Raw genomic sequence first — 17,585 nt, 5'->3', positions numbered from 1 at the left:
CCGCCTTGCCGGTCCTGCCGCGGTGCGCCGCCCCCGGCCGCGTATCCAGCACGCGTCGGCCACGCCCAGCGCCTCGCGGAACACTTCCCTCGGAGCGGCAGTTTCTTGGCGGATGGGCATGATCGGTTTCGGGTCGTATGTCTGTTTGGCGTCGACGGTACGTTGATCGACGCCGTGGACAACCAGCGCCGGGTCTGGGAAGCGTGGGCCACGCGACACGGACCGGACCCTGAGGCGGTGTATCGGGTCGCACTGCGGACGAGGCCGATGGAGACCTTTGCCGCCGTCGCCCCGGATCGGAACCCGCGGGAGTGCCTGGCCGCGTTGCACGAACTGGAGGACGGCGACGTCCGGTCCGGCGTCTATGGCGCGTTCGAAGGTGCGGCTGAGCTGTTGTCGGCCCTGACTGTGGGGCGCTGGGGGTTGGTGACCTCGAACTACGAGCACCGGGTACGGGGGCGATTCGCCCGGACTGGGCTGACGATTCCGCGTGTGGTGGTGGATGCCGCCGCCGTCGACGAAGGCAAACCGTCACCGGTCCCTTATCTGCCGGCCGCGGAGCGACTCGGCGCCGAGCCGGGGGAGTGCCTGGTCATTGAGGACGCGCCCTCCGGGGTCGACTCTCGCGTACCCAGGAGCTCGACAGGTTCCTGGGGTTCCCGCAACGCCTCCACAGCATGTTCCAGGCCGGGCGTACCGCTTGACGGCGGGTCCCAGCCTCGGTATGTACATGCCAGAGGATTGGTATGGACCAACTCTGCGGCTTCATGCGCCAAGCCGGCGCCCACCCCCCAGTGGAGGCAGCACATGCGAAGACCGTCGGTACTTCTCGCCCTGTTCGCCGGGCTGCTCCTCCTGGTCCTGGCCCCACCCGCTTCCGCCGCGGCCACACCGAACGCCGCCTTTTCCAAGACCTCGACGTGGGACGGCGGTTACCAGGGGGCGTACACCATCACGAACGCCGGCAGCACCACCCTGTCGGGCTGGAGTGTCGAGTTCGACCTGCCATCCGGCACCACCGTCGGCTCGTACTGGGACGCACTGCTCACCCAGAGCGGCAACCACTACACCTTCAAGAACCGTGAGTACAACGGCACATTGGCGCCGGGTGCCTCCACTTCCTTCGGGTGGGTGTCCAACGGCACCGGAACGCCCACCGGCTGCAAGCTCAACGGAGCGTCCTGCACGGGCGGTTCGAGCACCGAAACCACACCGCCCAGCGTCCCGGCCGGAGTCACGGTCGGCTCCGCGACCTCCTCCTCCCTGACCGTGCGGTGGAGCGCCGCGACCGACGACTCTGGGTCCGTCGCCGGTTACGAGATCTCGCGGGACGGCGGCACGCCAGTCACTGTGACAGGCACCTCCTACACGGCCACCGGCCTGCAGGCCGCCACGAGCTACGCCTTCCGCGTGCGGGCCCGCGACGCCGCGGGCAACGTCTCCGCCTACTCCGCGGCCGTCAGCGGCACGACCTCTACCGGCGGTCAGCAGCCGAGCGGCGGTCTGTTCACCGCGCCGTACATCGACATGGGGGCGTGGCCCACGCCGAGCATGCCCGACATGGCCTCCGCGAGCGGCGTGAAGAGCTACACGATGGCCTTCATCACCGCCTCCGGCTGCAAGGCGATGTGGTTCAACGCCTACGACCCGCGCGACGGCTGGGCCAAGGACCAGATCGACGCCATCCGGGCCGCCGGGGGAGACGTCAAGGTCTCCTTCGGCGGCGCCAGCGGAATCGAACTGGCCCAGGCCTGTGGCTCGGTGGACACGCTGTACGCCGAGTACAACGCGGTGGTGACCGCGTACAGCCTGAAGTACGTCGACTTCGACATCGAGGGCGCGGCCTCCGCGGATCCGGCCTCCGTCGCCCGCCGCTCCCAGGCCCTGGCGCGCCTGCAGCAGGCCCACCCGGGGCTGCGGATCTCGCTGACACTGCCCGTCCTCCCGGAGGGGCTGACCTCGGACGGCCTGAACGTCGTGCAGTCGGCGCGCGACGCCGGAGTCGACCTGGACGTGGTGAACGTGATGGCCATGGACTACTACCGCAGCGTCGACTACGGCGACGCCGCCGTCCAAGCCGCACAGAGCACCTTCACCCAGCTGAAGTCGCTCTTCCCGAGCAGGACCGACGCCCGGCTCTGGGCGATGGTCGGAGTGACGCCCATGCTCGGACAGAACGACGACGGCCACATCTACGACCAGGCCGACGCCCGCCAGCTGGTCTCCTTCGCCCAGAGCAGGCACCTGGGAGAGCTCGCGTTCTGGGAGGCGACCCGGGACCGCAACGCCTGCACGGGCGCGCTCTACCAGTGCACCAACATCCCGCAGTCCCCCTACGAGTTCGGGAAGATCTTCTCCGCCTACACCGGCTGAAGCGACGTCCGCACGCTGCCCGAGCGGGCGCGGGCGGCTTGATCGACGCAACGGTTCCGGCCGGTCGGACGCGACACGTCGCTGTCCGCCCGGCCGGAACTGTCATGACGTAGATCACGCCGGAATACGGCTCGATCTTGGAATGCGCGGTCTGCTGCCGCTGCTGCACTGTTCATGGGCTTGCCCTGTTTGGGGGTGCGCAGGGCAATGGTGCTCGACGCGGCCTGCCGTGGGATCTGGACGACCTCGGCGGTTCTCCGCTCCCTCGTCCCTGCACTGCTTGCGTTGAAAGGTTCACCCGCACCATGCCTCTGGCTCTGCTGGCCCTGGCTGTCGTCGCCTTCGGCATCGGCACCACCGAATTCGCCACGATGGGCCTCCTGCCCCAGATCGCCGACGGCGTCGGTGTGTCGGTGCCACACGCCGGCAACCTCGTGTCGGCGTATGCGCTCGGTGTCGTCGTCGGTGCCCCCGTACTGACCGGCATCGGTGCACGCATACCGCACAAACGGCTCCTGCTGCTCCTGTCGGGGCTGTTCGTGGTCGGCAACATCGCGTCCGCGCTCGCACCCGACTTCGGTCTGCTGTTCGCCGCGCGTTTCCTGGCCGGGCTGCCGCACGGCGCACTGTTCGGCGTCGGTGCGGTCGTCGCCTCACGGCTGGTCGCCCCCGAGCGAGCTGCGCGCGCCGTCTCCAAGATGTTCCTCGGACTGACCGTCGCGAACATCGTCGGCGTGCCTGCCGGCACCGCTCTCGGCCAGCAGCTCGGCTGGCGGTTCGCCTACGGTGCCGTCGCCGTCATCGGCCTCGTCGCCCTCGCCGCGCTGGCCCTCTTCGTCCCCCACCAGCCACGAGGCGGCCAGTCCGGCATCCGGCACGAGGTGCGGGCGATGGGGAACAGGCAGGTCGCGATCGGCCTGGCCACGGCCGTGGTGGGATTCGGCGGGTTCTTCGCCGTCTACAGCTATCTGGTGCCGATGCTGACGCACCTGACGGGCATCTCCGACTCCTCGACCACCCTGGTCCTCGCGCTGTACGGCGTCGGCATGACGCTCGGCACCCTGATTGCGGGCCCCCTCACGGACCGCGCCCTGCGCCCGACGCTCTACGGGGGCCTCGCCCTGCTCGCCGCAGCCCTGGTGACCTTCTTCTTCACCGTCCACAGCACCGTCCCGGCCCTGGTGACGATCACCTTCATCGGTGCGATGGGCGCCTTCGTCACCACACCCGTCCAGATGCTTCTCATGGCCAAGGCGAAGAACGCGCCGACGATGGCTGCGGCCTCCAACCACTCCGCCTTCAATCTGGCCAACGCGGGCGGCGCCTGGCTCGGCGGACTGGCCATCTCCGCAGGCTGGGGCTGGGCATCCCCCAACCTCGTCGGCGCCGCCCTCGCAGTGGCGGGCCTCGGCCTCGCTTTCACGGGCGGCCTCATGGACCGGGGCGACCGACGCTCCGAGGTGATCACTTCCTCCGCCGCAGAAGCCCCGACGGAAGCGGGACACACCACGGAGGCAGCCCAACCGTCGGGAACGCCTGGAGAGCGGGGGGTAGCCGCCGGCCTTCGGCGCCCCATTGGTGTTGGCCCGTAAGAGCGAGCCGGGAGCAACCCTCACAGGCGGTCCTGGCGTGGTTGTGGGGGAGGGGCAGGCGCGAAGGGGGCGGGTGTGCAGTTCATCGAGGTGACCGGCCTGGCCGGGGTGCGATCGGCCGTCATCAGGTTCACGCGGCCGCAGACGGGGCTGACCTTTGTGCTCTTTCCCATGGTTCACCTCGGGGAGGCAGCCTTCTACCGGGAAGTGGCGGCACGGTTGCGCCGCGACTGCGACCTGGTGGTCGCCGAGGGCGTTGGGGAAGGCTCGCCCGGCGCCGACGCCCTGGTCGCGTCGTACGAGCGACTCGACGGACATGAACGCCTGGGTCTGGTCGTGCAGGACATCGACTTCGAGGCGCTCGGGCTGCCCGTCGTGTGCCCCGACATGAGCGGAGCGCAGTTCCAGGAAGGGTTCCGTCGGCTGCCACTGAGGGAACGCGCGATGGTGGCCACGGTGGTGCCGGCCATGACGGCCGCCATGCGGCTGCTGGGGACACGTCGCTGGCTCGCCCGGCACCTCGCCGTCGAGGACCTGATGAGCGAGAGCGAGCAGGCCGTGGCGGACTTCTGGCCGGGCCTGGACGACCTGGTTCTCCGGCGCCGCGACCGATTGCTGGCCAAGGCCCTGACCGACTTCGACCGGGGTTACGCCGGACGGACCGGCCCGTTCGCCATCGCCGTCGTCTACGGCGCCGGGCACATGCGTGCCGCCTCCGAGACTCTGACCGGCCTCGGTTACCACGCCGCGGACGCCGAGTGGATCACCGTATTCACCCTCGACCCACCCGACAGACCAAAGCCCCGAGGCGAGTAGGAGGGGCCGGCGAGCTGATCGACCGGACACGGCGGATGCCGTCCTGCCCGATTCCGGTCTGCGGCAGGCGCCGGTCGATGCTGCCGTCCAAGCGTGTTTACGCTGGTCAGGGCGGTCCTTGGAGGGCGCTGTGCGGCACAGTACGAGACGAGGCCGGTACAGCCGCCGGGCGTCCGCTTGAGCCCACGCCGTGGGGATACCCGGCGGGTATGACCAAGCTGCATCTTCCAGGGCGGAAACATCAGGACGGCACCGACGAGGCCCCGGCTTCCCGGGACCCGGTGCCGTCACCGGAGGAAGCAGGACCGGACCGGGAGGTCGAACGGGCTGCTCCGGACACGCCGACGAAGCTGCCGAAGGGCGCCTGGGTCGCCGTACTCAAAGGCAGCTTGAAGGAGTTCAAGGACGACGAGCTGGCGGACCGGGCCGCGGCGCTGACCTACTACGGCGTGCTGTCCTTGTTCCCGGCCCTCCTGGTGCTGGTTTCCCTGCTGGGGATCACCGGCAAGTCGGCCACCGACAAGGTGCTGAACAACCTCAGGCAGCTGGCTCCCGGCTCGGCACGCGACATCATCACGCGGGCCGTCGAACAACTGCAGAACAACGCCGGGACCGGCTCGGTGATGGCTCTGGTCGGCATCGTGCTGGCGGTGTGGTCGGCGTCCGGGTACGTGGCCGCCTTCATTCGTGCTGCGAATGCCGTCTACGACATGCCGGAGGGCCGACCGGTGTGGGCGATCCTGCCGATGCGGATCGGTGTGACCGTGGTGCTCATGGTGCTGGCGGTGATGAGCGCGCTGATCGTGGTCTTCACCGGTGCGCTGGCCCGCCAGACCGGGCAGGCGCTCGGGATCGGGGACACCGCGCTGACGGTGTGGTCGATCGCAAAGTGGCCCGTACTGGTGCTGCTGGTCACCGTCATGATCGCGATCCTGTACTGGGCCACCCCGAACGCCAAGGTCAAGGGCTTCCGGTGGATCACACCAGGCAGCCTGCTGGCCCTGGCGATCTGGCTGGCCGCCTCCGCCGGGTTTGCGTTCTACGTCGCCAACTTCGCCTCGTACAACAAGACCTACGGCACCATGGCCGGCGTCATCGTCTTCCTCGTCTGGTTGTGGATCAGCAACCTCGCGATCCTGCTGGGCCTGGAGTTCGATGCCGAGACCGTGCGGCAGCGGGCCATCGCCGGCGGCCACCCGCCCGAGGCCGAGCCCTACACTCACCCCCGCTCCACCCGGACCTGGGACGAGGAGGACATCCGCCGCCTGGACGACATCTGACCGGACAGAGCCCGGCGGCGAGGGCGAGAGAATGCCGGCCGCCGCCGGGGAATGTCGCGGTCAGCGTGCCAAGCGGTGCTTTCGTCCGCCACGGCGGAAGCGCACGGCGCCGTAGGCGAGGTCGGCGAGCAGCACGACGGCGCCGATGATCAGCAGGTAGAACAGGCCGTGCGCGGCGACTCCGATGATGCCCAGAACGAGGGCCACGATGATGAGGAACAGAAACAGACTCATCGGCGCTCCAGCGGCTTCATCGACTTCTCAGCGGCGGCGGCTCAGCGACGGGCCAGACGGCGTTCACCGCCTGCTCCTGGCGCGTAGTCGAGTTCGTAATGCGCGAAGATCTCCGGCTCGTCCGCGGCAGGCAACTCGCCGTCGGTGTCGATCGCGGGAGCCGTCTTCACCACGTCCTTGGGATGAGCGATCTTGAGATAGCCCGGCCCGACGGTCGCTCCGGACAGCGGCACGAAAACCAGGCGCCGACGGGTGGGAAGACCCACGGTCACCGTGGCGAAGAAGGGCTGGTCTGTCGCGGTGTCGACGTAGACGGCCTCCAGGGTGCCGATCTTGTGACCGCGGGGGTCGACCACGCCGTGACCACGCCATTCACGAATGTCGCCTGCCTCGAACATCATGGACCTCCACCAGAGGAGTACCCCTGAACGTGTCCCTGATATCCCTGCCGACAGGTGGCGTGCGGCCAGGCCGCCCTCGCTGTGGGGTGCGGTCAGTGGCGTTCCGGATCGAATTCCAGTACTTGTGTGAGCCGGATGTTGTTGCCCGAGGGGTCGCGTAAGGACGTGTCGATTCCATACGGCTGCACCGTCGGCGGGTCGTTGAACTCGACACCTCGGGCGGACAGCTCGTCATAGGCGGCCTTGGAGTCGCGGTCTCCAAGAACAGGGTGCCGCCCGCACCCTTGGCCACCAGATCGGACAGCTGGGCACTGCTCGCCTCATCCAGCATCGGCTGCCCCGGAACGGGCATCAGCACCAGCGCCGGGCCGTCCGCACCCGGCGGCGCCACACACAACCAGCGGAAGCTCGATGCCTCCATCGTCACGTCCGCCCTGACCTCCCAGCCGAGCTTGGTGGTGTAGAAGTCGAGCGCTTCGTCCTGGTCGTGCACCCAGAACTGAGCATTGGCGGTCTTGATCGTGACCATGGTCGCTCCTTGGTCGATTGCCTGGGAACGACGCTTAGGGATCCTGGCTGAACTGGATCGAATCCGAGTTCGCAGCCCTGCGCTACTTCGCGCTGAACGGCACCGATCATCGCACCCACGACGAGCAGAACGCCGACATCGCCGCCTACATCCGCTGGCGGAACAGCCGGGCCGAGCCGAAGACCCGCTTCGCGCCCGAGTCATCGATCCGTCAGTGGACCGAATACCCGGCCAAGGCTGCGTGACAAGCCACGAGCTCAGTCGATTGCCCCACGGCGGCAACGTGCACCTTGCCATGGCGAAGGGGCCGATAGTCTCGGGGAATCTTGGTTCGGATATCGCTACGCACGGAGGCCATGATGATGCGGTTGGCGCGGGGTTCAAGCCGACTGTACGGCGTGATGCTCATACTGGCGGCGGTAGTCCTGCTCGCGGACCAGCTCACCAAACTGTGGGCGGTCTCCGCGCTGTCCGACGGCGAGCGCGTCGCCGTGATCCCGCCTTTGATCCACTTCCGGCTGCTGTACAATCCTGGCGCCGCTTTTTCCATAGGCATCGAGGCGACATGGGTGTTCACCCTGGCAACGGCAGCGGCAGTGGTCGGCATTCTCTACACCGCACGCCGACTGGCCTCGGCGAGCTGGGCGCTCGTGCTGGGCGCGCTGCTCGGCGGTGCGGTATCCCACCTGGGCGACCGACTCTTCCGCGAGCCCGGCCTGGGCCGCGGGCATGTTGTGGACTTCATCGACTACGGCCCGTTCGTGGGTAACGTCGCCGACATCGCGCTCGTCTGCGGGTGCGCTGGGTTGGTGCTGCTCAGCCTGCGTGGTGTGCAACTCGTTAAGGTGCCGGGCGAAGAATCCGCCTAACCTTGGTGGGCGGGCAGGGGCGCTGTCATGCTTCAGGTGGCTGGCCGGGGCAGGGCTGTGAGGCCTACGAATGCGCTGGTCAGCTCGTTTCGCCAGGGCCAGGTTGCGGAGATGCGCAGATGGAAGCGGCGACCGCCCCGGGTGATGCGAGCGGCTGCATGCAGCAGCCGGTAGCGGAGCTTCTTCGGCTCGGCGAGATAGTCTGCTGGCCGCCGGGCGGCACGTCGATTACTTGGTCAACGATGCGAGACGAGCCACTAGCGTGGTGGTGTGTTCGGGGGTCGGACAGGGAGCCAAGCTTTCACCCGGTGTGGCGGAAAACGGGACGGCCGGGACCGGCGTGGACAGGTCCCAGCCGTTGCTCCCCCGTGGCGAGCGGCGCGCTACGGCCGGTTGAGCTTGATGGAGTTGATGGGGGTGAGGTACGTGTAGGTCCACTCGTCCTGCGCGAGGTGCTCGCCGCAGTTGGTGCCGCCGTAGTTGTTGCACAGGTCCGCGGTGGCGCCGCCGTACTGGTTGTTGAGGACCCAGTGGTACCCGAACTGGTTGCTCAGGTTGTGGGCGCCGTAGCTGGCGTACTGGTTGGTCGGGTGCGGGTTTTCCTGCGGCCAGACGCTTTCGGGCCAGATGCACACGTTGCCGGAGAGGCATCCGTACACCGTGCTGTTGCCCGCCGGCGCGGCCTGGGCGGCCCCGCCGATCGCCACCACCGCGGTGGCCGCAGTCGCGAACGCCGCGGCGGCACTGAACAGCTTGCGCATGTTTCCCCCTGGTGGGTCTCCTGCGTCGCCGCAGGCCGTCTTCGTGCTGCTGGACGCCTCAACTTAGATGTCGCCGAATGGAGGACACCAAGGGTTCGATTACCGTCGAAACGTGTTTGATGACTGAAGCGACCGCGAGGGGCGCGGTGTACGACGTCTCCGACCACGAGGCCTACCTGACCTAGCCAGGCATGCGGATACCCCCTGTGGTGCGCTGCTGGTTTTGGGCCGGGCGAAGGAGCGGGAGACGCAGACCGAAGACGGACAGGGCGAGCGCCTCATTTTCACGAGCGGACTTCCGTGCCGGGGCCTCTGACTCGTCGGGGTCCATGACCGAGCCCTACCCCGCATTCCTGATCGACACCGGGATCGCAAACAGGCACTCAACTGATTCCGCTGATCGAGGCCGTGCCGCCGATCCGCGGCAAGCGCGGCCAACCGCTACGGCGGCCCAGGCATCTGTATGCCGACCGCGGCTACGATCACGACCTTTACCGTGACCGGGTGCGCAGGTTTGAGATCACCCCGCATATCGCCCGGCGCGGCATCGAACACGGCTCCGGACTGGGCGTCTATCGCTGGGTCGTGGAGGGCACGATCGCGCTGCTGCACTGGTTTCGCCGCTTGCGCATCCGCTGGGAGATCCGCGACGACATCCACCATGCCTTCGTCACCCTCGGCTGTGCCGTCATCTGCTGGCGACGGCTGAAATTGTCGCTGTGTCTCGTGTCGCCGTGGCCCACAGGTCTTCGCGTTCGTCATGGTGTTCTGCTGGACCGCTGCGGATGCGGGTCACGGCGAGCCTTGGACGCGTTGAGCGGTGTAGGTGACCGTTAGGCGCGGGTCTGCGACCTGGCCGCCGAGCTCGTCGACGAGCGAACCGAGGCGAGTGAGGAACTCTTCGCGGTCGGGCGCAGAGAGTTCCGCGATGTTCGGGAACGTGGACCACTGATCCCGTGCGGTCTGCGCGGTCAGGATCTGCTCCCATTCGATGATCTCGACGGAGACGTTGTCGAAGTAGCCGCCCGTGGTCAACTGGCTGCGCCACCGGTCGGTGTCGAGGACGTGCGAGCGGCTGTCCCGGTAGCCGGTCTCGGCAGGCAGCAGGTCTTGGTAGACCTCGTCGAGCCGGTCGCGGAAGAGCGTCGGCCGCTTGACGTCGCCGAAGTCGTTCCACCACGCCGCCAGCCAGCCGCCCGGACGCACCAACCGGGCGATCTTCGCGGTCGACGTGGCCGGGTCGAGCCAATGCAGCGCTGTCGCCGCCGCCGCGAGGTCGAACTCGCCTGGCAGGTCTACAGCCTCGAAGTCACTGACGAGGACCTCCAGCCGGTCACACGCGTGATCGGCGACGAGGATCGCGGCCAGGCTTTCGCCGGGCTCGACCGCGACCACGTGCGCGCCGGCCGCCAGCAGCGGCTCGGTGGCCAGTCCCGTACCGGCACCGATCTCGAGCACCCGCGCACCGGGCCGCAGCCCGCAGCGCTCTGCCAACAGGTCGAAGACCGCGTCCGGGTACCGTGGTCTGCCTCGTTTATAGGTCAGTGCATCAGCGTTGAACGACATCCGGCGAGCTGCGCGCGTCGTGTCAGCCACCATCGATCGCTCGGCGGTGACAGCATCCTGAGCAGCTCCGGTGTCGAGGTCAGATTCTTGATCGTCCACTTCGACAGTCTGCCAGCTACGCCTTACGGGGCCACAGGATTTTCGCCCTGGGTACCCTGCGCAGCTGGGAGCCACAGGTGGTCGCGAAACCTCGTGATGCTGCACAGCAATGCCGCGCTCAATTCGTTACGAGTCGTAACACGAAAACGACACTTCGTGACTGCGGTGCAGGTGTCTCGTTGTCGTCGGTGTGACGGTGGGGGCAGCTGACGGTTGGTCCGGCTTGTTTGATGAGTTCGTGGGGCGGTTCGCCGGGCGGTTCGGTCGTGTTGAGCCTCGGCGTCGGATGCGGTCCTGCCTGCAGGGACTGCTCAGCGAGGTCGAGCGGAAAAACGGCTGGACGCTGGCCGAGGCAGTGGGTGACGCCGGCCCACAGGGGATGCAGCGTCTGCTGAACTCCTACTGCTGGGACGTCGATGGTCTCCGGGATGACATACGTGCTCTCGTAGTACACGAGTTGGAGGACGCGGACGGCGGTGTTCTGGTCGTGGATGAGACGGGCTTCCTGAAGAAAGGCCGCAAATCGGCCGGTGTGGCCCGCCAGTATTCGGGCACGGCAGGGAGGATCTAGAATTCTCAGATCGGCGTGTTCCTCGCTTACGCCTCTCAGCATGGACGAGCTTTGGTGGACCGGGAGTTGTATCTCCCGAGGGGATGGACCTCCGATCGTGAGCGGTGTCGCGCGGCCGGCATTCCAGACGATGTTGAGTTCGCCACGAAACCTGCCCTTGCTCGCCGCATGGTCGAACGCGCTCTGGCGGCAGGGATTCCGTTCGGCTGGGTGACCGCCGACGCGGTATACGGCGGCGACGGGCAGTTCCGCCTGTGGCTCGAGTCGCGGGACATACCTCACGTCCTGGCGGTGACCAAGTCGCAGTCAGTCGTGTCGATGGGCCTCCTCAAGGAAGGGGCCCATCACGTCATCGCCCGGCTGCCGGAGGATGCCTGGGAGCCGCTGAGCTGCGGGAACGGTGTGCGAGGGCCGCGTATCTACGATTGGGCGGCCGAACCCATCCGACCCCTGCGCCGTTCCGGCTGGGCTCACTGGCTGCTGGCTCGCCGGAGCCGGTCGAAGCCGGCGGAGATCGCGTACTACATCTGTTTCGCCCCCGAAGACACCACCTTCGAGGAGTGGATCCACGTCGCCGGCTCCCGCTGGTCGGTGGAGGAATGTTTCCAGACCGCGAAAAACGAGACCGGGCTGGACCACTGCCAAGTTCGCGGCTACGAAGCGTGGTATCGGCACATCACCCTGTCCATGACTGCCGCCGCATTCCTCGTCGTCCTCCGCCGCGCTTCCCAAAAAGGGGCTCCGCATCCGGTGAGAGACCAGATCTTCTCCCTCTCACGGTGAACGAAATCCGGAAGATCTGGAACCGCATCGTCCAAGCACCGAAGACTTCCCCGCAACGAGCAGAGAACTGGTCCATCTGGCGACGAAGAAGTAGCACCAGGGCCTTACGCGAGCGTCCACACGCACTCCGAGCGAACCGGGAGCATCTGAATTGCCAAGGTCGGGCGGGCGTCTGACGTGCCGGTTCAGCAGAGCGTGAAAATTGAGATAGCTGTCTCGTTCTGTGGATCGGGCGCTCAGGCTTCGATGGCACACGCTCAAGGTGGGATGGCAGCAGGACATCAGCCGGCTGTCGCGGTCGACTGGGACCTTCAGCGATGGGTGGCCAGATACAATGGGAAGTCCGCTGTTGGGCGGCCGGTGTTCAACGATGGTTGACCATTTTCCTCAGAGATAGTTGGCCACCGCCGTCTCGACTTTGTCGCCGTGCTGTGGGTGCGGGCGCGGAACGTTGTCGCGGTGGACCATCCCTCCAGGGACGGAGCAGGCGGCGTGCTCCTAGGGAACAGGGTGCGTTGCGAGCCAGTCCTGGAGTTCACGGTGGCGGAATTGATACGCCATTCCGGAGATCCGCAGCATTCCCGTGCCGTATGCCCAATGCAGGAAGGCGCCCAGGCGCCAGGGTAGTTGGCCGCGCGCGCAGCAGAGGAAGACCATGTAGCGGCGGCTGGCCCCTGCCATCCGCAGCCCAAACGTAAGCCCCAATGTGAGCCCGAGACCGAGCCCGACACCGAGCGTGAACGCGTGCGCGGCGCCGACGGTGAGCGCGGCCACGGCGGTGAGCGTGAGCCAGAACGCGAGCCCGGTCACGAGGCCCACCGCGAAACCCACCGTGAGGCCGACCCTGACATCGTCCCGGAGCGCACGGCGCGGCTCGGTTGGTGGAGCGTCATTCAGGGGTGCCACGAGTTCGCCCGCGAGCCCGAACGCGCGCCTGGCCAGGAGCGCGGACGCGAGCAAGGCCCCAAGCGCAAGCACCGGCTCGACCGTGAGGAAGACCAGTAGCGCGAGCGTGAGGCCGACCGCGAGCCCGGCCAGGAGCCCTGACACGAGCCCCCGTACGAGTTCCCGGGCGATCTGCGCGCGTTGGGCCCGACCGCGTAACTGGTGCAACTGGAGGGACTTGGGGTCCGGAACAGTGGGGCGACTGGCCTGCCAGACGGTCGAGAAGGCGGAATGGGCGGTTCCTCCTACAAGGAACAGTTGGCCAAGTGAAGAGTCGATAGGGAGTTGGGTCACGACGAAGGCGGTGCAAACAAAGAGGAGGAGCGTGGTGAGAAGAGCGTCTGCGGTGCGCACGCGGCGGGGACCGGCGATCGGCCAGAGTTGGTGGAGGACGATGTCGGTGGTTGGTCCGGTGGCCGCGGTGCCGGTTGCAAGGTGAGTGGCAACTGCAGCGAGCCAGTGGTGAGCCTGCTCGGAAGGGTAGCGACCGGGGTGAGTTGGGTGCTGCCGACTCGCAGCGGGCACGTAGCGATCAAGCAGGTGGTCGCGGACAGCGCTGGACGAGGCCAAGGTGAGCAGGAACGCGGGGTCATGCGGGTAGGTGAGCGTGTCGGGGTGGCGTTCCTCGTAGGCGGTGACTGCCAGGTTGAGCCGCCAGGGAGTGTTCAGGGCGCGGGCAAGGGTGCCGCCAGGTGTAACGGTGAGCTTGTCGATGACCGCGGTCCAGCGGGCTGGGTTGGCGCTGCGAGCGGTGAGATAGGCGGCCGCCTGGGACGCGGTGACCGGATCGATCTGGATGCGAGCGGCCTCACGCATTCGCAGGTCCTGGGCGGCCAGTTGCTCATACTGCGTGGTACGGCAGGTGAGGATCACCGGGGCGTTGCCGGTGGGGTCCTGATAGTCGTTCAGTTGCTGCAGCGCGGAGGTGGCGCGGCGTCGACCGACCGGCGCGGTGTCGGCATCCATTTCGTCCAAACCGTCCAGGACCGGCAGGATGCGGTGGTGATCAACGAGGAGCAGAGCGTCCGCGGCGGTTATGCCACGGTCGCGGAAATGCTGGTGGACCTGGTGTGCGAGCCACTGCTTGAAGGGCTGGCTGGTGTCCCAGCCAGCCAGGGAGAGGCGGACCGGAATGGGGTCGGCGTCCGTGCGATGAGGGCTGGTCAGCAGGCCAAGCAGGAGATCCAGGGCAATCAGTGTCTTCCCGGCGCCGGGTTCACCAGTGATCACCAGACGGGCAGGGTTCACTCTGCGGTAGTAGGTGACGATGCCGGTCTGGCGGCCGTGAGGGTCCGCGCCGGCGGCATTGTTGGCAGGCTCGGTCCGGTAGCGGAAGGTCAAGTCGATGCGGTGTGCTCCGGGTCCGATCAGCTGCGCTCGTTGCCGGGCCTCGGCCACTGCCACAGCGGCAGCGATCGTCCTGGTCTTTGCATCGATGTCCGCCGCAGCCTCACGGCGGTCAGCGAGGTAGGCAGCCCCGGCCAGGTAGGCGCTGGGAGCAGCAAGGACGAGCGCGATGGCAGTGGTCGCCAAGCGGGCTGCCTCGAACTCCTTGGATGAAAGCCACAGTGCCAGTCCCGCGGCTGCAGCCAGCAGAACGACATAGACCAGAGCTGTCCGACGTACGCGCGATGCCCCCATGCAGGGCGTCATTCCCGTTGGGCTATCCACCGCAACATGGCCAGGATTCACCGCAGTTGAATTTTGCTTGGTGAGCTCTGCGCAATCGCCCGCGGGGTTCTGCGCAGGCTACGGCTGGGGTTGCGGTAGGGACGGTCCAGCGCAAGACAGTGGCCGAGTAGTGGCCGCCGTGTATCAGCCCACCATTGTGAGGAGTTGGCCAGTGGGGCGGGTGCCGTCGTAGGCGTAGATGTGCACCTCGGCAGGTGTGCCGGGCTGCGCCGGGACCAGGGAGAGGGCGACGACGTGACCGCCGCCGTCCTTCGCCACCTTGCGGACGCGCACAGAGGAAGCCGGGGAGACGACGACCGTACGGCCGTGGGAGCAGTCGGAGGAGACAGAGACGACGCGGGGCGGCGGACCGCCGGAGTCCCGGGCGGTCGTGGCAGGGAGCCGATCGGCGGCCGGAGCGGACGGCATGCCGCGGGTGGAGGTGCTCAGCTGGGTCGTGCCGATGCCCTCGGCGCCGCTCCAGAAGGTGACCCCGCACAGCTTCAGCGGGGGCGCGCCGCTGCGGACGTCGGACTTCGAGCAGCCAGTGACTCCCACGACCAGGAGGGCCAGGAGGGCCGGCGCGATGGCGAGCCACGCGTCGCCGGCCCGGGTCGGGCGGGGACGATGGCGGCGGTGCGGAGGTCGGGACATCGGGGTCACCCTCGTACGGGTAGGGGGCCGAGCCGGGCGTCGGCCTGTCGGTCACCGGCGCCCGGCCCGGTCCAGTCCGGCTCAGCCGGTGCGGTTGGCGGTTTCTTCGGGGCCGTCGCTCCCCGTGTCATCCGCAACTGAGACGGCGAAGGCGCTGCAATCGTTCAGCGTGGTGCAGTCGCCGCTGGAGGTGTGGTGCGAGGCGATCCACTTGGCGGTGGAACCGGAGGTGCCGGCACCGTCGGCGATATCCGCATCACCACCTTGACTGGTGACGATATTCGGGGCAAGGTCGTCCCCTGCTGAGCTGTTGACACCAGCACGAACAGGGGGCCGGATGGCCGGGATCTGCGACATCGAGGTTGTCGTCTTCGACGTCCTCGGAACAATGGTCGACGAAACCAGCGGGCTTCGAGCGGCAATTCGCGAGGCCGTGCCTGCGTCCGACGACGCGTCTGCCGACGAGTTGCTCACCTTGTGGCAGCAGCATGTAGAGCTTGAGCAGCAACGCATCGCGCAAGGGCTTCGTGCGTACGCCAACACCGAGATCATCGATGAAGAGGCAGCTCAACGGGTGGTCGGCGAGGCCGGACTCGCCGATCCGGCGACCGTCGCCCGGCTGGCCACAGCGGGTCAGCGCCTGCCTCCCTGGGACGACTCTGTCGCCGGAATCGAACGGCTGGCGAAGCAATTCCCCGTGCTCGGGCTCTCCAACGCCGGCCGCACCGCCCTGCTGCGCCTCAACGCACATGCCGGGCTGCGCTGGCACCAAGCGCTCTCCAGTGAAGCCGTCCTGGCCTACAAGCCGGCTCCTGAGGTCTATCAGCTTGCGATCGACACCGCCGGATGTCCACCAGAACGCGTGCTCATGGTGGCCGCCCACGCCTGGGATCTTCGCGGAGCCCAGGCGGCGGGGATGCGGACAGCCTACGTTCAGCGACCGGTCGGGGACCCTCCGACGAGTTCCGATGTCTTCGACCTGCGGTGCAGCGGACTGGACGAACTGGCCACCGCGCTGACGGCGAGGTAGGCGGGCAGGTGTTGTTGGTGTCCTGGGGAGGGCGGCGAGCTCGGCTGTCTTGGGCGGCCATCCCGCTCTCGTCCTGTTGATGCGTATGGGGACTCGGCGACCTTCCTGCAATACAACCCGAAACGCCGACTGGATCAGGAAGTCGCCCTGTCGGCGTTGGTGTTCGCGGTGGCTGGTTGTGGCGCTACCGAGATTCATTCGCAGTGCCTCGGCGTTCACGCCGGGGTGAAGCGCAGCTGATGGTGGCGACGCGGAGCGTCGCCGCATCTGCTCCGGCGGAGCCGGAGAGGGCACATTCGTCACTCATGGCGCGAAGCGTCATGACGGCCCGCCCCGGCGGAGCCGGGGAACGCTCATACCGGCCGGTTCTGCTGTTCGATGTACTGCCTGACCACGGTGAGCGGGGCGCCGCCGACGCTTCCGGCGAAGTAGGAGCGGGACCACAGCTTGTTGGCCCGCCAGTAGGGGCGCACCAGGTCGGGGAACTCCTGCCGCAGACGGCGCGAGGAGACGCCCTTGAGAGAGTTGACCAGCTTGGTCACGGCGACCTTGGGCGGGAAGTTCACCAGCAGGTGGACGTGGTTGTCCTCGCCGTTGAACTCCACCAGATCGCACTCGAAGTCCGTGCACCGACCGCATGATCTCCTCCATGCGCCTCAAATGGGCATCGGTGAACACTCTGTGCCGGAACTTGGTCACGAAGACCAGTGCGCGTGCATCACGAAAGCACAGTGCCGACCAGTTCTGATCTCCTGCATCTCACCCACAACCCAAGATCTACGGTGGCGGTCATGCAGCTCAGGTACAGCTTGCGCCTGTACCCGGACAACGGTCAGCAGAGGGCGTTGGCGAGGGCGTTCGGGTGCGCCTGGCGAGGGCGTTCGGGTGCGCCCGTGTCGTTTTCAACGACGCGGTCCGCGCCCGTGAGGAGGCCAGAGCAGCCAAGCAGCCGTTGCCCAAGGCCGCAGAGCAGTCGAAGAGGCTGATTACCGAGGCGAAGCAGACGAAGGAGCGGTCCTGGCTGGGCAAGGGACCGAAGGTGGGAGCACCACGGTTGAAGTCCCGTAAGGACGCGCGGCAGTCGATCCGGTTCACCGCCAATGCCCGCTGGAACATTACCGGCAGTGGCCGGCTGAACCTGCCGAAGATCGGCGCGGTGAAGGTGAGGTGGTCCCGCACCCTGCCCGCCCCCACGTTCGTCACCGTCATCAAGGACGCGGCCGGCAGGTACTTCGCCTCCTTTGTCGTCGACACCGCCCAGGCCGTCGACGCGATGCGGATGCCGGAGACCGACCGCACCATCGGCATCGATCTCGGCCTGACCCACTTCGCGGTCCTGTCCGACGGCACGAAGATCGACTCTCCGCGCTTTTTGCGGCGTGCGGAGAAGAAGCTGAAGAAGGCCCAGCCG

General features: G+C 67.5%; 14 protein-coding genes and 7 pseudogenes. 10 read left to right on the top strand and 11 right to left on the bottom strand.

Translation table 11 applies throughout. The features are described from left to right. Positions 1–105 precede the first annotated feature (105 nt). The 5 genes and pseudogenes from IH68_RS57395 to IH68_RS0140805 form a co-directional block, all read left to right on the top strand. Positions 106–657: pseudogene (locus IH68_RS57395) on the top strand (HAD-IA family hydrolase); the annotation flags it as partial. Between the two features lie 150 nt (positions 658–807). Beyond that, a complete protein-coding gene (locus IH68_RS54250; protein WP_030946365.1) occupies positions 808–2,373 on the top strand; it encodes a cellulose binding domain-containing protein in 1,566 nt (521 codons plus the stop codon). A gap of 305 nt (positions 2,374–2,678) precedes the next feature. Then, positions 2,679–3,965: an MFS transporter gene (locus tag IH68_RS0140815; protein ID WP_051833976.1), complete on the top strand. Its 1,287-nt coding sequence runs from the start codon at positions 2,679–2,681 to the stop codon at positions 3,963–3,965. 75 nt (positions 3,966–4,040) lie between these two features. Continuing rightward, complete coding sequence (locus tag IH68_RS0140810; RefSeq protein WP_030946359.1) at positions 4,041–4,781, top strand: hypothetical protein; 741 nt, start codon at positions 4,041–4,043, stop codon at positions 4,779–4,781. A gap of 209 nt (positions 4,782–4,990) precedes the next feature. Further along, entirely contained in the window at positions 4,991–6,061 is a 1,071-nt protein-coding gene (locus tag IH68_RS0140805) for a YihY/virulence factor BrkB family protein (RefSeq protein WP_030946357.1), read from the top strand. Positions 6,062–6,121: 60 nt separating this feature from the next. Here IH68_RS0140805 and IH68_RS57390 read toward each other — a convergent pair whose 3' ends face one another. From IH68_RS57390 to IH68_RS59565, 4 genes and pseudogenes are all read right to left on the bottom strand, one after another. Further along, positions 6,122–6,295 (bottom strand): hypothetical protein, encoded by a 174-nt coding sequence (locus IH68_RS57390; protein WP_199931978.1) that lies wholly within the window; start codon positions 6,293–6,295, stop codon positions 6,122–6,124. A gap of 41 nt (positions 6,296–6,336) precedes the next feature. After that, positions 6,337–6,693 carry a PRC-barrel domain-containing protein gene (locus tag IH68_RS0140795; protein WP_030946355.1) on the bottom strand — a complete coding sequence of 119 codons (357 nt, stop codon included), beginning with the start codon at positions 6,691–6,693 and terminating at the stop codon, positions 6,337–6,339. Between the two features lie 95 nt (positions 6,694–6,788). After that, entirely contained in the window at positions 6,789–6,923 is a 135-nt protein-coding gene (locus tag IH68_RS59570) for a hypothetical protein (RefSeq protein ID WP_324607700.1), read from the bottom strand. 167 nt (positions 6,924–7,090) lie between these two features. Then, positions 7,091–7,225 (bottom strand): annotated as a pseudogene (locus tag IH68_RS59565) (VOC family protein); the annotation flags it as partial. Positions 7,226–7,626: 401 nt separating this feature from the next. Here IH68_RS59565 and IH68_RS0140785 point away from each other — a divergent pair. Then, positions 7,627–8,094 (top strand): signal peptidase II, encoded by a 468-nt coding sequence (locus IH68_RS0140785; RefSeq protein ID WP_234341762.1) that lies wholly within the window; start codon positions 7,627–7,629, stop codon positions 8,092–8,094. A 32-nt stretch (positions 8,095–8,126) separates the two neighbouring features. Here the strand turns inward: IH68_RS0140785 and IH68_RS55780 are convergent. Together IH68_RS55780 and IH68_RS0140780 are read right to left on the bottom strand one after the other, a co-directional pair. After that, positions 8,127–8,288, bottom strand: a pseudogene (locus IH68_RS55780) (IS1380 family transposase); the annotation flags it as partial. A 189-nt stretch (positions 8,289–8,477) separates the two neighbouring features. After that, positions 8,478–8,855 (bottom strand): hypothetical protein, encoded by a 378-nt coding sequence (locus IH68_RS0140780; RefSeq protein ID WP_030946345.1) that lies wholly within the window; start codon positions 8,853–8,855, stop codon positions 8,478–8,480. Between the two features lie 381 nt (positions 8,856–9,236). Here IH68_RS0140780 and IH68_RS56730 point away from each other — a divergent pair. Beyond that, a pseudogene (locus tag IH68_RS56730) lies at positions 9,237–9,566 on the top strand (transposase); the annotation flags it as partial. Positions 9,567–9,647: 81 nt separating this feature from the next. Here the strand turns inward: IH68_RS56730 and IH68_RS0140770 are convergent. Beyond that, positions 9,648–10,520 carry a class I SAM-dependent methyltransferase gene (locus IH68_RS0140770; protein WP_159403815.1) on the bottom strand — a complete coding sequence of 291 codons (873 nt, stop codon included), beginning with the start codon at positions 10,518–10,520 and terminating at the stop codon, positions 9,648–9,650. 196 nt (positions 10,521–10,716) lie between these two features. Between IH68_RS0140770 and IH68_RS50705 the strand changes: the two are divergent. Then, positions 10,717–11,874: pseudogene (locus IH68_RS50705) on the top strand (IS701 family transposase). A 498-nt stretch (positions 11,875–12,372) separates the two neighbouring features. Here the strand turns inward: IH68_RS50705 and IH68_RS0140755 are convergent. The 3 genes from IH68_RS0140755 to IH68_RS56725 form a co-directional block, all read right to left on the bottom strand. Beyond that, positions 12,373–14,460 (bottom strand): NACHT domain-containing protein, encoded by a 2,088-nt coding sequence (locus IH68_RS0140755; protein ID WP_159403814.1) that lies wholly within the window; start codon positions 14,458–14,460, stop codon positions 12,373–12,375. Positions 14,461–14,634: 174 nt separating this feature from the next. After that, on the bottom strand, positions 14,635–15,144 hold the full coding sequence (locus IH68_RS0140750) for a hypothetical protein (protein ID WP_030946336.1): 510 nt from the start codon (positions 15,142–15,144) through the stop codon (positions 14,635–14,637). 81 nt (positions 15,145–15,225) lie between these two features. Next, positions 15,226–15,501: a hypothetical protein gene (locus IH68_RS56725; RefSeq protein WP_159403813.1), complete on the bottom strand. Its 276-nt coding sequence runs from the start codon at positions 15,499–15,501 to the stop codon at positions 15,226–15,228. Here IH68_RS56725 and IH68_RS0140745 point away from each other — a divergent pair. After that, positions 15,482–16,174: a haloacid dehalogenase type II gene (locus IH68_RS0140745; RefSeq protein WP_030946333.1), complete on the top strand. Its 693-nt coding sequence runs from the start codon at positions 15,482–15,484 to the stop codon at positions 16,172–16,174. The genes IH68_RS56725 and IH68_RS0140745 overlap by 20 nt on opposite strands. A 353-nt stretch (positions 16,175–16,527) precedes the next feature. Here IH68_RS0140745 and tnpA read toward each other — a convergent pair. After that, positions 16,528–16,941: pseudogene (gene tnpA / locus IH68_RS50700) on the bottom strand (IS200/IS605 family transposase). 24 nt (positions 16,942–16,965) lie between these two features. Here tnpA and IH68_RS0140735 point away from each other — a divergent pair. After that, positions 16,966–17,585, top strand: a pseudogene (locus IH68_RS0140735) (RNA-guided endonuclease InsQ/TnpB family protein); the annotation flags it as partial.

This window comes from Streptomyces sp. NRRL S-646, from assembly GCF_000720765.1.
In the GTDB taxonomy this organism is placed as follows: Bacteria; Actinomycetota; Actinomycetes; order Streptomycetales; family Streptomycetaceae; genus Streptomyces.
The sequence above is the reverse complement of the archived record's forward strand: the minus strand, read 5'-3'. Positions and strand labels throughout refer to the sequence as shown.